General features: G+C 48.9%; 14 protein-coding genes and 1 pseudogene. 13 read left to right on the top strand and 2 right to left on the bottom strand.

What is annotated here, in order from left to right:
* Positions 1–9: 9 nt before the first annotated feature.
* The 6 genes and pseudogenes from AC2CF9_RS15710 (at position 10) to AC2CF9_RS15685 (ending at position 5,246) form a co-directional block, all read left to right on the top strand.
* Positions 10–366, top strand: a complete 357-nt coding sequence (locus AC2CF9_RS15710) for a hypothetical protein (RefSeq protein ID WP_484557420.1) — start codon at positions 10–12, stop codon at positions 364–366.
* A complete protein-coding gene (locus AC2CF9_RS15705; RefSeq protein WP_484557419.1) occupies positions 359–3,142 on the top strand; it encodes a DUF927 domain-containing protein in 2,784 nt (927 codons plus the stop codon). The genes AC2CF9_RS15710 and AC2CF9_RS15705 overlap by 8 nt, the downstream gene beginning before the upstream one ends.
* A gap of 170 nt (positions 3,143–3,312) precedes the next feature.
* On the top strand, positions 3,313–3,639 hold the full coding sequence (locus AC2CF9_RS15700) for a hypothetical protein (RefSeq protein ID WP_484557418.1): 327 nt from the start codon (positions 3,313–3,315) through the stop codon (positions 3,637–3,639).
* 1 nt (position 3,640) lies between these two features.
* Positions 3,641–3,934: pseudogene (locus AC2CF9_RS15695) on the top strand (PerC family transcriptional regulator).
* Between the two features lie 72 nt (positions 3,935–4,006).
* Positions 4,007–4,693 carry a hypothetical protein gene (locus AC2CF9_RS15690; protein ID WP_484557417.1) on the top strand — a complete coding sequence of 229 codons (687 nt, stop codon included), beginning with the start codon at positions 4,007–4,009 and terminating at the stop codon, positions 4,691–4,693.
* A 241-nt stretch (positions 4,694–4,934) separates the two neighbouring features.
* Complete coding sequence (locus tag AC2CF9_RS15685; protein ID WP_484557416.1) at positions 4,935–5,246, top strand: HGGxSTG domain-containing protein; 312 nt, start codon at positions 4,935–4,937, stop codon at positions 5,244–5,246.
* Between the two features lie 496 nt (positions 5,247–5,742).
* Here AC2CF9_RS15685 and AC2CF9_RS15680 read toward each other — a convergent pair whose 3' ends face one another.
* Positions 5,743–6,321 (bottom strand): hypothetical protein, encoded by a 579-nt coding sequence (locus tag AC2CF9_RS15680; RefSeq protein WP_484557415.1) that lies wholly within the window; start codon positions 6,319–6,321, stop codon positions 5,743–5,745.
* A gap of 583 nt (positions 6,322–6,904) precedes the next feature.
* Between AC2CF9_RS15680 and AC2CF9_RS15675 the strand changes: the two genes are divergently transcribed.
* Together AC2CF9_RS15675 and AC2CF9_RS15670 are read left to right on the top strand one after the other, a co-directional pair.
* Positions 6,905–7,810 (top strand): DNA-processing protein DprA, encoded by a 906-nt coding sequence (locus AC2CF9_RS15675; protein ID WP_484557414.1) that lies wholly within the window; start codon positions 6,905–6,907, stop codon positions 7,808–7,810.
* Positions 7,801–8,439: a hypothetical protein gene (locus AC2CF9_RS15670; protein ID WP_484557413.1), complete on the top strand. Its 639-nt coding sequence runs from the start codon at positions 7,801–7,803 to the stop codon at positions 8,437–8,439. Before AC2CF9_RS15675 ends, AC2CF9_RS15670 begins: the two co-directional genes overlap by 10 nt.
* Before the next feature lie 2 nt (positions 8,440–8,441).
* Here the strand turns inward: AC2CF9_RS15670 and AC2CF9_RS15665 are convergent, their stop codons facing one another.
* Positions 8,442–8,849, bottom strand: a complete 408-nt coding sequence (locus AC2CF9_RS15665; RefSeq protein ID WP_484557412.1) for a hypothetical protein — start codon at positions 8,847–8,849, stop codon at positions 8,442–8,444.
* A gap of 522 nt (positions 8,850–9,371) precedes the next feature.
* Here AC2CF9_RS15665 and AC2CF9_RS15660 point away from each other — a divergent pair.
* The 5 genes from AC2CF9_RS15660 to AC2CF9_RS15640 all read left to right on the top strand — a co-directional run bounded on the left by AC2CF9_RS15660 (position 9,372) and on the right by AC2CF9_RS15640 (position 13,762).
* On the top strand, positions 9,372–10,100 hold the full coding sequence (locus AC2CF9_RS15660) for a hypothetical protein (protein WP_484557411.1): 729 nt from the start codon (positions 9,372–9,374) through the stop codon (positions 10,098–10,100).
* Between the two features lie 663 nt (positions 10,101–10,763).
* Positions 10,764–11,687, top strand: coding sequence for a kdo(2)-lipid IV(A) palmitoleoyltransferase (lpxP, locus tag AC2CF9_RS15655; protein ID WP_150018414.1), 924 nt, complete (start codon positions 10,764–10,766; stop codon positions 11,685–11,687).
* Positions 11,688–11,948: 261 nt separating this feature from the next.
* Complete coding sequence (locus AC2CF9_RS15650; RefSeq protein WP_150018415.1) at positions 11,949–12,344, top strand: polyketide cyclase; 396 nt, start codon at positions 11,949–11,951, stop codon at positions 12,342–12,344.
* Between the two features lie 433 nt (positions 12,345–12,777).
* The gene (locus tag AC2CF9_RS15645; protein ID WP_150018416.1) at positions 12,778–13,044 is read left to right on the top strand and encodes a hypothetical protein; all 267 of its coding nucleotides are present in this window, start codon (positions 12,778–12,780) and stop codon (positions 13,042–13,044) included.
* A gap of 73 nt (positions 13,045–13,117) precedes the next feature.
* Entirely contained in the window at positions 13,118–13,762 is a 645-nt protein-coding gene (locus AC2CF9_RS15640) for an oligosaccharide flippase family protein (RefSeq protein WP_190289178.1), read from the top strand.
* Positions 13,763–13,880 lie beyond the last annotated feature (118 nt).

Raw genomic sequence — 13,880 nt, 5'->3', positions numbered from 1 at the left:
GGGGAGACCATGACGCTAATTGCCAAAAACTGCCGACTTAATGCGCTGGCTAACCAGTATTCGGCAGCAATTTATAACCATGTGAGACAGCAGAATGGGAGCGACTGGTTCCCGATGGAAATCAGCGGGCAGAGGATTGAGGTTGCCATTGTGGATGGATCAGCAGGCATCAGGTTGCTGGTGGACAGTTATCTGCTGGAGGCATTGAAACAGGAGTATCCACACTGCGAAGTACTGGCTGTCGATCTGTTGACCCTCTGCATAGAGAGCAGCGGACTGAGCGAGCGAGGGGAAAGCATCTGGCAGAGCATGATTAATGACATGAGCGCCTCTCTTTCTAAAGGGGAGGTGAGTTTCCATGCGTAATTACGACCTTATCCGGGAGACAACAACCGCCGCAGCTAACCGGTGGCCGATGGTGCTGAGCCAGCTGGGGATTGACGTGCCGCGCTCACCCCGCCAGCACGCTCCATGCCCCGCGTGTGGCGGTAAAGATCGCTTCCGCTTCGATGACAAAGGGCGCGGTAGTTTTTTCTGCAACCAGTGCGGCGCGGGTGATGGTTTAGACCTGATCCAGAAGGTTAATCAGTGCGGTACAACAGAGGCCGCCCGTATGGCGGCTGATGTGCTAGGTATTGATTACCGGGTGACTGAAATTGACCAGAAAGCAGTCAGCCAAAGACGACAACAGCTTGATGAACAGCGTCACCAGCATGAACAGGAGCGCCAGCAGAAAGAAGCAGCAGAAGCAGAACAGCGGCGAGATAATTTTGTGAGCCAATACCGGATGCTCGCAGAGCAATCCACGCCAGGCGAAAGCGAATATCTGATTGCCAAAGGGCTCGACAGCTTCACTCTGCCTTGCCTGCCCGATGGATCAATTCTTCTTCCGCTGGTAGATGAGTCTGGCGATGTGGCCGCAGCGCAGACCATCACGCCACAAGGTGAAAAGAAAGTGCTCTACGGCTCAGCCAAGCGCGGAACATGGCACCTTGTTAACCAGCTCCAAGAAGTGTCTGAAATCATCATCGGTGAAGGGCTTGCCACCACGCTCACAGCTCACCTGATACGTCCCGGTGCGCTCGCTGTCGTGGCGCTTGATGCCGGCAATCTGCCACCCGTTGCGAAAGCTATGCGCCAGCGGTACCCGAACGCCGCAATCGTCATTGTCGGCGATAACGACTGGCATGAGCCTGGCGAGCTTGATGACTGCGGCAAACCAAAAGTGAACAGCGGGAAAATATTCGCTGATAAAGCTGCTGAGGCAATCCATGGATCGGTTTCCTTACCGCCCACCAGCTTTAAGGCCGACTGGGATGATTACCGCCAGCAGAATGGCCTTAAGAGCACCACAGCAGCATTTAACGAATCATTGTACCAACCGCAGAGAGAAAGCATGGGCGCTCAACTGGCAGTGATTGAGGGTGGCAAAGCAGCAGCGCCTGACCGCGATGCGCTAAAGCCACGAATTGAAAGCCGTCAGGATGGCGTTTACTGGGTTGAGCCAAACACCGATAAGCAGACCGGTGAAATCATCAACCGTGAAAGCTGGCTGTGTTCGCCCCTGCAGGTTATCGGCACCGGCCGGGACGATAAAGACCAGTTTCTGATCCTACGCTGGCAGGCATGGGGTTCAGATAGCGAGACCACGCAGGCGATCCCGTTGGCCGACATTGGCGAGCGTGAAGGATGGCGAACGCTCAAAGCTGGTGGCGTGAACGTCACAACCAAAAGCGGCCTGAGAGCGATTCTGGCCGACTGGTTACAGCGGAACGGCTCACGAGAGGTATGGAGAGTGGCGCACGCTACAGGATGGCAATGCGGCGCGTATATCATGCCAGACGGGGAGATCATCGGCACACCTGACAAGCCGGTGCTGTTTAACGGCCGCAGTTCAACCGCTGCCGGTTACACCTGCAGGGGAAACGCCGAGAGCTGGCGTAACAATGTTGGAGCGCTGGTAGCCGGAAACTACTCAATGATGACAGGTATAGCTGCTGCGCTGGCTGCCCCTCTGATTGGCCTGGCTGGCACTGATGGCTTTGGCATTCACTTCTATGAGCAATCAAGCGCCGGCAAGACCACAACCGCGAACATTGCCAGCAGCCTTTACGGTAATCCTGACCAGTTGCGCCTGACGTGGTACGGAACCGCATTAGGGCTGGCTAACGAAGCTGCCGCCCACAACGATGCGCTGATGCCACTAGATGAGGTGGGGCAAGGCGCTGATCCAGTTAGCGTCTCGCAGTCAGCCTATGCGCTCTTTAACGGCGTGGGAAAACTGCAGGGAGCCAAAGAAGGTGGCAATCGTGACCTAAAGCGCTGGCGCACCGTGGCAATCAGCACCGGCGAAATGGATTTAGAAACGTTTATCGCAATGGCCGGGCGCAAGGCCAAGGCGGGCCAGCTGGTCAGGCTCCTGAACATACCACTTAGTAAGGCTGTGAGATTCCACCAGCATGAGAACGGCAAACAGCACGCCGACGCCCTGAAGGATGCCTGGCAGAATCACCACGGCGCAGCAGGTCGGGAGTGGATTAAATGGTTAGCCGGCGATCAGCAACAGGCCACTGAGGCTGTCAGGGAGGCAGAGGCCCGCTGGCGCGGTCTGATACCGGCAGAATACGGCGAGCAAGTTCATCGCGTAGGCGCACGCTTTGCCATTCTCGAGGCTGCGCTGCTGCTGGGCCGGGTTATCACCGGATGGGATGAGCAAACCTGCCGCGATGCCGTTCAGCACAGCTATAACGCATGGGTGAGAGAATTTGGCACCGGTAACAAAGAGCACCAGCAAATCATTGCGCAGTGCGAAGCGTTCCTGAATGCCAATGGTTTCAGCCGGTTCGCTCCATTCCCGTATGACCCTCAATCGCTGCCTATTCGTGAGCTGGCAGGCTATCGCGCTAGCGGCAACCATGAAGATGACCCAATCGTCTTTTACACCTTCCCGGCAGCGTTTGAGCAGGAGATCGCCAGCGGTTTTAACCCGAAGCAGTTCGCCCGGGTGCTGGCAGAGAGCGGCATGCTGACACCGCCGACCAGCGGCAGAGGATTCCAGCGTAAGTCTCCGCGGATTAATAAACGTCAGTACAACGTCTATGTAATCCAGTACCGGCCAGAGGATGAGGCTCAGGAAGAATAAGCCTAGCATGTGAGAATTTTAGTGTTGGTTCAGTTAGTTCAGTTGGTTCAACTCTCTATCAGTATTGATTTTTAAGGATTTTAATTTAAAAGTTGAAACAACACTGAACCAACAAACAGCCATTTTGAACCAACGTTTACAATGGATTATGACTTTGAGGAATAGATCTAATGAACGAAGACGCACAAAAGCTTGTTGAGAATACGATTAAAGATATATTGCTGGGAAATACGGCATTAACTTTAATATTTGCACTTCCGTTAGCGTATATATCAAAGCATGGTTTAGATGCTATTACGTGGACAGGAACTGTATTCATAGCGCCGACGCTATGTTGTGTAGGAACATGGATTGTTAGCAGGGTTGATCATCATGCTACAGCGTTCTTTAATTCAAAATGGGCGAGAAGAGCATACGTTTTCTATGTCTTGATAGCGGCGGAATTTCTCATTGTTTACTCAGTCAGCCAAATCATTAAATCGCTACTAAAGGCTTAGCATGATAAATGATCAAATGGCGGAGGAGCTGGAATTAAGAGGGCTGTACAGAAGAGCTACCTCTCGCTGGCTGGAGGTGTTCGACAATTGCGACTCATAAGCTGGCAGAGAGTGGATCAGGAACCGGCGCAATGAATGCCTGGCAAAGCGAGTGCGTCCCGCTGTGTTGGTGGATACCTTTGGCGATGTCACCAGAGCCGCCGCTGATACACAACGGCGCATGGGATTAGCTAAACCCGGCGGCGAGGCTTTCCGGCTTAAAGCAAAAGGAAAGTTAGCTTGCTTGGCTGAATGAGAAACAATCAAATGATTACAATGCTGAAGCTCATTGATAGGATGTTTCCGATTGCAATTAAAGGAAATGAAAATGAAAAAAATTATTGTACTGGCTTTTGGTTCTATGCTTCTGGCTGGGTGTACCACTCCTGCTCACAATTACGTTCCACAAGTAAAATCTTTCAGCATCCCCCAGCTGAATACCGTAACAACTACGTATGTCGGTGAGGACATGATTAAACAAGGTGTGGATGCCAGCATGGAGGTTCTGCATTTTGATTCACCAACCGAGATCGGTTCATTGGGAACTTATACCGTCCCAGCTGGAGACTATGTAAAAACAGGTGATGACGCCAAATCAGAATACTTTCTTTCGACTGAGAGAACGACAGGAACACCGGTGCCTTTCTGGGTAATGGTTAATGATCCTCCGCAAAGCATTCAGGTGTCTAAATCAGGCAAAGATGTGTGTGTAGTTTCCATTTATGGAGGTACTAAGTGCTCTTCCAATGTTGCTTACAGCAAGAAAAAAATTAACACCGAGCGGGAATCTTCCTTCCAGCAGACGCTTATCTACAACGGCAAGGTGGGCCAAAAAATCAATATCGGTTATAGAGAGTTTCAAGGGGGCTTAGCCAGAGCAGCCTTTTCTAATGAGGTTGAATACGATTTAGCTGAGTCCAAAACTATTCGCTACAAAGGGGCTATTGTTGAAATTATGGATGCCAATAACCAGTCAATAACCTTCAAAGTGCTTAAAAACTTCAACACTAACTGATTTCCCCATCAGATACCGTAGAGAATGAGCTAGTGGATAAGGTGGATAGCATGATTAAACGCCGTGGCGGCGACTACAGCCATCCCTGCTATGGGAACCGGGCAGAGTTCGTGCGTCAGGCCATAGCTGAGAAACTGGCTCGTGATATCGCCTGAGTTCGCGCTGAGGTTCGCAGCTCTAGTTCGCATTGTCTGCCCTACCCCATGGATACCTGACAAAAGTTAACTTCGAGGTGAGTTAGATGGACAACAGAGCAGTACTACTCAAGCAGCTGAAAGCCTACCATCAGCGCAGCAGAGAGCGATTTGACCGTTGGCAGGCGTCAGGGTACCGACACGAATTAAAGCCGATAAATGAGCCGATGCCGGATGAATTACGTCACATCCCATGCGCTGCTAAAACCAGAGCGGGAACGCCGTGCAAGCGTACCGACATTAGCACCAGCGGGCGATGCAAATATCACGGCGGCCACAGTACCGGCGCACTAACGGCAGAAGGGAAAGCCCGCCAGCTCGAAGGCTATCGACGCTGGCAACGAAAAAAAGCCGCGTGATCATCACACAGGGCGCATTTGCGAGTGCGCACGATGATGGAACAGATGTTTCCCTTCAGCAAGTTCTGATGTATAAAACCATTAGAAATAAGCGGCGGCTGTCTTTTGAGATTGGTATTAACCTTCATTGTTGTTGGTACAAGTGGTGGCGCACTTGTCTTCTTGTTAAATTTCGCAATAGCTGAACTAATCAGTTTCACCTCAACCTATCTCTACGCAAAAGGAGCCTATATGACTAAAAATTTTATGGAAAGAACGTTAGATTGGAGCAAAAACTCATTGGTCAGCCGTGGCTTCAGGATTACCTGCTGAAGAGCTTGTGAAATTCAAGTGAAAGCCAATTTCTACTAACCGCCCTCGGGCGGTTTTTTATAGGGCTTGCTATGGCGCTTAGATATGCCTCGCGCCGGATGACGGGCTTAAGGTAGTGTAATCGCCTAAATGTGCACTAAGAAATTTTTATAATTTCACAAGCACGCATCAAAATTATGCGTTTTCAGGACGGCTTTACTGAAGAGTGGATTCGTTCAAATAACTCCAGTGCTTCATCAGATAGCTCCCTTCGAGTTATCCAATCCTCCTTACCTAAATGCCAAGCCATGCCATGATCTTGATGAATCCCAGGATGAGCTATGGGGTTATCATCTGGATTACTGCTTGCGGCTTCCATTTTTGCTAAAGGTATTCTTAATCGGTTTATTTTCCTCTTATATGAATTTATATCCTGATACACACCATTTAATGGTGAATTCGCTGGCCTAGCAAATTGATCAAGAGTGCGCACTAATTCATACATCCCTAAAACCCAGAGGTATGATGCTGTTATGTGATCGCTTAAATCACTAGTAGGGTTTTTGGGAAATCCAGTTCTAACTACTTCGGCATCATCAGGGATTAAGCGAGAATCTAATGTTCCAAGGTACTGAAGCGTAGGCACAGACCAGAAGTTCTGGACTGCTATAGAGTGTGAGCAATCAACCCACCTCTTATTCCGGTCAATGTCGAATATCCCGGCCACGTATGCCCTAAGTTTCCCATTGTGTGGCTTTTTGAGTTCTTCTTCTAAATGGTCCATATATTCCTTAAAAAGCCAATGGCACTCACCGACAAACAAGAAATTTTCTGTCGCGAGCACTTCATCGATTTGTACGCTATTTAAGCGGCATCAGGACAAAGTTGAGCGTCTGTATGTATGCAAATGTTAACGTGCAGAACAGAATCGCCGAACTCAAAGCTGACCGCAATGGAGACTTGCAGATTGAAGCCACAAACCGCATTTAGCATAAAGATTGCCTGAACGTTCATTGTAAACAGGCAGAGTGTGATGATTGACCGACTGACGATTGAGATGAGGCTGCTACAGATTGCCCGTCATAACGGCTAGTCGCTAGACAGGCATACCCTCTATACGGTCCCTTACAATATGACGCCAGCCCCCTAGGCTGAAGAGCGCCATCAGCCACGGATGACCGCGGCTGAGTTCTGCTGGCAGAAGCCTGAAAGCCTCTGGCATTAGCTTAAAATGTGCGCGTATTGACGGCGTCATTGTTATAATATAAATAATTATACTGATCACACATACAGTAGCCACGACCTAACTACCTACTGTAGAGTGCAAGAAGCTACTTTTAAGTCACTCACTGGATAGTCAGAAAACTATGTCATTACTTGATTTCGAATCACAAAACTCATTTGAGCGTGCTGTATCTCCCTTCCGGGAGATGGCTGCTTACGAGGCCTTGTGGACGGAACAAGGCGCAACATTTAAAACGATTGCCGATAAGTTTCGTCATGCTCGCGGTAATGTCTTACCTTCCGAACTGGTTCCCGATAGCACGATCGATACCTTCAAATCGAAGCTGAAGAGCATTCTCGACAAATACAATGTCGAGGATTTTGGCGTGCGTGTGCATGGCGCAGGAGAATACCCGAAAAAGCTACGTGACGCTCGCCACCCCATTGAGGTTCTCTACTACCAAGGCTGGTGGGACTTAGTGAATACTCCTTCCGTGGCGGTAGTTGGTTCGCGCAAAGTCTCCGAAGAAGGTGCCCGAAGAACACGTAAGCTGGTTAAGTGCCTAGTCAGTGATGGATTAACGATAGTGTCTGGCTTAGCCGAAGGTGTTGATACCTGCGCCCACCAGACCGCGCTGGAAATGGGTGGCAAAACCATCGCTGTCATAGGCACTCCGCTATCACATAACTATCCAAAACAGAACGTTGATTTGCAGAAGACGATTAGAGAGAACTACCTGCTTATCAGCCAAGTGCCATTCCAGCGCTATTTGGATCAAGATTATCGCAGTAATCGAATCTTCTTCCCCGAGCGCAATGTAACAATGTCTGCTTTAACGAAAGCAACAATCATCGTTGAGGCCTCAGATACGTCCGGCACTCTCACACAAGCAAGAGCCGCCTTGGCTCAGGGTAGAAAGCTATTTATTTTGGAATCGTGCTTTCAGAATCCCTCTATCTCATGGCCTGCCAAGTATGAAGCTCAGGGGGCTATAAGGGTTAGAGATTACGATGACATTCGTAACAACTTGGATCTTTCATGCGTTTAACTGTTATTGATGAGCTTACACGCGGTCAGCACTATCACTTAGTTGAAGATGACCGCTGCTTGTTCTTTGGGGAATATACTGCCCGCCAAGGTTATTCGTTCAGTGACACCAATAGCTTGATCCATAATTTTAAAAAAGGGGTCGATAAAAGAGGACGTGCAGAATGGGCTTACAAAGAAGCAGCAGTTAGGCGCATAGCAGGACTTGTAAATTCGATTACGGATACGGATGTATTAACGTTTGTACCGGTTCCGCCTTCTAAGTGCCCTTCGGATCCTGCCTATGACGGACGTCTTATTGATGTGCTTAGGCTTTGCCAACAGACCAAACCAAATACCGACTTTAGAGAGCTGATAACCCAAAGGGTTTCTATGCTCGCATCTCATTCAGCAGATAACAGGCCGACTCCTGAACAGATAGCACAGAACTACATTTTCAACCCAGCAGCGGCCGTTGGCATTAGGAATAACATTGTTATATTTGATGATGTCCTTACTGCTGGGAGTCATTACAAAGCCATGAAGAGCACCATCCAACAACACTTACCGAACAAGGCTATAATCGGCATATTCATCGCACGCACAGCGAGAGAAGCTGAGTGGTTAGATGATTTCGACCTGGGAGATTGAGATCACGAACGCTTTAAGTCTCTTCTCTTCCAAGCACTGTAAATGTCCTTGTCCCACGCCTTTCCTGACTTAGTCTGATAGCCAGCCTCATTGAGCCGCTCGGCAATGATGCGCCCATTATCAAATCCCTGAGCGATAGCCTCTTCAACGATGCAAATTACTGCTGGCTCATCGTATGGCAGAGGAGGAATACCACGCTTACCGCCAATCAAAGTCGCTGCCGCAATCTCCATCCGTTCCAACAGCACCATCATCCGAGCGTCAGGATTACTATCTGGCTGATTCAGTTTCTGTCGGATGGCATCGACAAGCCATGCAGTTTTATCGCCACCAGCAGCGCTAACAGCATCGGTAAAGGTCTCGCTTAACTCAGCAGGCACTCGGAATGTCACAGAGAGGGATTTGCTCATAGGCCACCGTCATCAGGAAAGAAGTAGAGATTTTACCATCGTAAGACAATGTAAGACACTCGCTTTTGTTGGTTCACCTAGCATTGTTGTTGGTTCAATTGGGGGCAGTGTTGGTTCACTTTTTCAAAATAAACCTTACAAAACAACCACTTTTACGAATTTAACCAACTGAACCAACTGAACGACATGTTTTTGCCTATATATAACGCGAGCGAGGCCTAGGACTTATCATGCGCTTTCCCATTTGCTGATCCAGATCTTTCATTATCTATAAGACATATCAAAACATCTGGATCAGTCATCTGTACTAATCATAAATCAACATTTTTATATCAAGTATTGCTTTTCAGGCATGTCAAACAGTAAACATCGTGTTACCGCTTTGTGCCATAAGCGGACAGCCAGCCCGCTTAATCATTAAGCGTATTACGCACAATCGGATACCGGTTCAAAAAGGATGAATAATTCTGATATCTTAGAGGCATCAGTGATGGTGTGAGTAGGCAATAACTAAGGATGACAATGAATAAAAGTAACGTCCGCTTTGCACCTTGGGTCGGCCTCAACTATGAGAGAGGATTTTGCGGGTTACGCATACTTTTGGTGTGCGAGTCACACTATGCCGGTAAGCAGCATGAACGTCCAACAGTCACTCCCGAAATTGTTAAAGCGCTTGCTTTGGGCGAGAGACACCCTCGGGCAACCGGTAAGCTTCCAAGACATAAGCATTTCACCTTAATAATGTCTGCTGTTCAGAACGTCAGACAGCGCTTCTCCGATACACAAAGAAGGGAGTTCTGGAACAGTGTTGCTTATTACAACTTTCTGCAGGAATTCCTACAGGGCAGCCGCGCTGCGCCACCGGCAGGCGCTTGGCAACGTAGTGAGAAAGCATTTACCGATGTCCTGGCGGTGTTGGCTCCGGATTTGATTATTTGCTTCAGCCTACGTAACGGCAATCGGGTTAGGTCGCTTGCTGGTAGCGTGCCGGTGGCTGTGGTAAACCATCCCTCTTCACGCTTTACATATTCTAAGGTCAATCCAGTTATTGCTACGCATATCAAGATGGCCCAGGTACAGAAGACACAGGCCCCAGAATTCATTCGCAGTGTTCTTTTTAATCGCTGGTTCGAGGATACAGCCTCTGCTTCGCCAACGCCCGGTTCACGCCTTTCAGAGTCGAACAAGATCGCGCTCCTTGCTGAACGAAGGGAGTCAATGGCGGCGCTTGACGAGTTTATACTGATGTAAATCACACGTTGGCAGAATGAATCGTTTTAAGTTTGTTCGACAATCATGTGCCATTTGTATGCATAAGCAGGAAGCGGTACGCATTATTCGTGCGTACCAACAAGGAAGATCAGATTATCATCAAACTCATAGGGCATCTGTTTTTAGCATGTACACAAGGGTGTACCTCATCAAAATTGACAAAAAACTAAAACCAGTCATATCAGTACTACATGGGTGATACTCAATAATCAGATTCAGAACATCGAATAACGTTCCATCTGCCAGCCTTAGCGGCATCTCTGCCTGAGCCCGCAGCAGCGGGTTCAGGCAGCAATTCTTCAGGTAGACTATTTTTTTGGTTTTGCAATGTAAGCATTGTGCGTTCAATGATGTACAGCTGTGTCTGCTGCTGACCTGTCCTGACATATCTGCGGTATCTTCAGCGTTAATCCTTCTGCTTTATCTGATTGATTTTGCTGACTTAATAGAAAAATCATCCTTCCTGCAGCCGGTAATGTCCCGGGTTCCATAAATTCCATCAATCCTAAAGACACTAAAGTTAGCAGAATTCCTAAGGCACTATTTGCTAAAGTGCCGGTCGTAATTACTACAGTTGTACCGCACCAGGAACCATGGACCGACTTCTTAGCGCGTTACATTTACTCTACCTATGAAGGTGCTATGAAGAAAACCGGACAGTTTCGCTCCACACTGCTGCATCCCCGTTACTGGTTTACCTGGTTCGGTCTGGCCGTGCTCTGGCTGCTGGTGCAGCTTCCCTATCCCGTTCTGATCCGCCTCGGGGCAACCGCGGGCAAGCTCTCGCGCCACTTCCTCAAGCGGCGCGAACGCATCACCCGTCGCAATATTGAACTCTGCTTCCCGCATATTAATGAAGAAGAGAAAGAGGTCATGATTGCCGGCAACTTTGAGTCGCTCGGCATGGCGCTGGCAGAAACCGGTATTGCATGGTTCTGGTCAGATGCGCGGGTTCGTCGTCTGTTTGATGTCAGCGGTATTGCTAACCTGCAGAATGCGCAGAATCAGCAGCGCGGCGTGATGGTTATCGGCGTGCACTTTATGTCGCTGGAGCTGGGCGGCCGTATTACCGGTCTCTGTCAGCCAATGATGGCCATGTATCGTCCGCATAACAATCAGGCGATGGAGTGGGCGCAGACCAAAGGTCGTATGCGTTCCAATAAAGCGATGATTGACCGTCGCGATCTGCGCGGCATGGTGCAGGCGCTGAAGCAGGGCGAAGCCGTCTGGTTTGCACCCGATCAGGATTACGGTCCGAAAGGCAGCGTATTTGCACCGCTGTTTGCGGTAGAGAAAGCGGCAACCACGAATGGCACCTTTGTGCTGTCGCGTCTTGCGCGGCCCGCAATGCTGACGATTGTCCTGATCCGCAATCCGGATAAAACCGGTTACCAGCTCATTATTCAGCCGGAACTGGAAGGCTATCCGCATGAAGATGAAGCCGCTGCCGCTGCCTATATGAACAGAGTGATTGAAAAAGAGATCCTGCGCGCGCCGGAGCAGTACCTGTGGCTGCATCGCCGTTTCAAAACGCGTCCGCCAGGTGAAGCCTCTCTTTACGTCTGATCTGCGCAATAGCGGTCCGCATGCATTTTCTCTTTCGTGCGCACTGCCGCTCCGGTAATCAGGCTACACCCGCTGGCAGCATCCGCTGCCGGCTGCCCTGCCCCCTCACGTAACAGTCATCCTCCTGCCGGCAGCGCGGCTTTGCCGGCAATAGCGCAAAAAACCTCTGCTGCACCACACTTTTTCCGTTGCGTCATAGGCAGCCCGGTCAGCTTCCGATAGGGTAAGTTCATTATGAATGACACTGCCTCAGGAGGCATTATGCTGCCCTCACAGACTCTCACGCTTACCGTGCCGCGTAACTGGCTGGATCTGTATGAAACCATCTGGCAACCCACCTGTTTTGCAAAATGGGTAAGCGATCTGAACGGCGCAACGCTGGTGCAGGAGGGACAATACTGGCGGGCAAGGCGCGGAGAGAATTCGCTGAAACTGCGTTTTACGCCGCATAATCCGTTTGGCGTTATGGACTACTGGACAGATAACGGCAGCGGTAAAGAGCGCTACATGCCGATGCGCGTGATTGCTAATGGCCAGGGGGCTGAACTTGTGGCCGTGCTCTACTGTCAGCCTTTTACTTCCGATGCGCACTTCGTGCAGGAAGTGGCGGCCCTGCGCGCCGACATGGAAAGATTACTTTATCTTTTAACTCACTAGAATCAAACGCTTACATAAATCCTGATTTCCCAGCCATCGCTGGGCGCAATTACAAAAAAAATTGCATTTTTTTTGCGCAGTACTCCTTAACTGTTTCGTGGTTTTTTCCCTGATTTCAGCACCGTACCCCCAGCCAGGCTAAAGCGTTGTTAACAGGAAAATTCCTGGCTGACGGCATGACGCAATCTTGTAAAGGCATTGATATAAAGGGATATTTATGTCATTCAGAGGTCAGGCGCTGAGAGAAATAAGACAATTTCCTGAAAAGATTAATTAGTCAGAAACATCACTGCTTAACTATTTTAATGCATAGTCTGAAACCATTAATTTCTAAAGTTTGTTTATAGGAATTTTCTCATGGTGTTAAATTAAATAAAAAACTGTATAACGTATTCACACACAGCAAGACTTAATAATAAAAACAGGGAAAAACATGGATCGCTCAACTTATCCTTTGTTGTCAGAAAAAGAATTTGTTGAGATTGCCAGAAGGATGCTGGCCGGGGATTATAATAATATAAAAGGATTTTATAACGATCTCACGGATTTCCTCCGTACCGGAGGAGATACCGTGCAGACAAAAGAAATAATAAACGCCTGCGGTATTGCGCTATTTTCAGAACACCATTTGCTGCAGTGTATTTATAAATGGCAAAACCTGAAAGGTATCTCAGGATTGCGTCAGGATGTGCTGCACTAAGGTGCAGGGCATGCCGCTTCTGCTCTGTACAACTCCTTAACTGTAATGGTACATGTACCATAATGAGCATACTGTGGCGATACGTGAAAGAGAGCTGTCCAGCGCCAAATGGTCGCTTCTCTCTTCAGCAAAAATTATTGGCATTGGCGTTTTACAATTGACGCTGCTGGCGCAGACCTTGCAGGCGAATGAATTAAACCTGCTGGTTATCGCCATACTGGCTCTGCTGGTTATCGATACACTTGCCGATCGCGGCTTTAATAATAAAATTATTCGCAAAATAAGCTTTAATAATAGCGAAATGTCCGTTCTTTACTGGGGAAGTATTTTTACCGGCTTATTTATTTTTGCAGCATTGTTTATTGGTAGTGACATTTATAGTGCTATAGCACAGCAGCCGCAGCTTGCGGTTATGCTGGAGATGATGTCGGTAATATTTATTATTATCCCGCAGGGGCAGCACTACCGGGCTATCCTGCAGCGGGAAAAGCAGTTTACGCGTATCGCTTTTATCGAGATCACCTCGGTAGCAGCGGGCCTGGCGGCAACACTCTTTACGGTGTGGCTGATGCCGTCAGCACTATGCGCGGTCTGGGGATACCTTGCGCTGGTCTCCGTCAGAATGCTGCTCTGTTGCTACTACGGCCGCGCCTGGTTCCAGCCTGCGTACCGTTTTAGCCTGAAAGAATTCGCCAGCGTGCGAGCAAGAAACGGATAATAACAACAAGTCTGTATGGTGGGCTCTGGGCATCTGTCCGATGCGTTCGCGTGCTGGTTAACAGCACGCTTTTTTCTTTTCTGCGCTGCAGATAATTTAATCGATTCTCGTCTGAAAA

The organism is Pantoea sp. SYBGC1 (assembly GCF_057197005.1).
The sequence above is the reverse complement of the archived record's forward strand: the minus strand, read 5'-3'. Positions and strand labels throughout refer to the sequence as shown.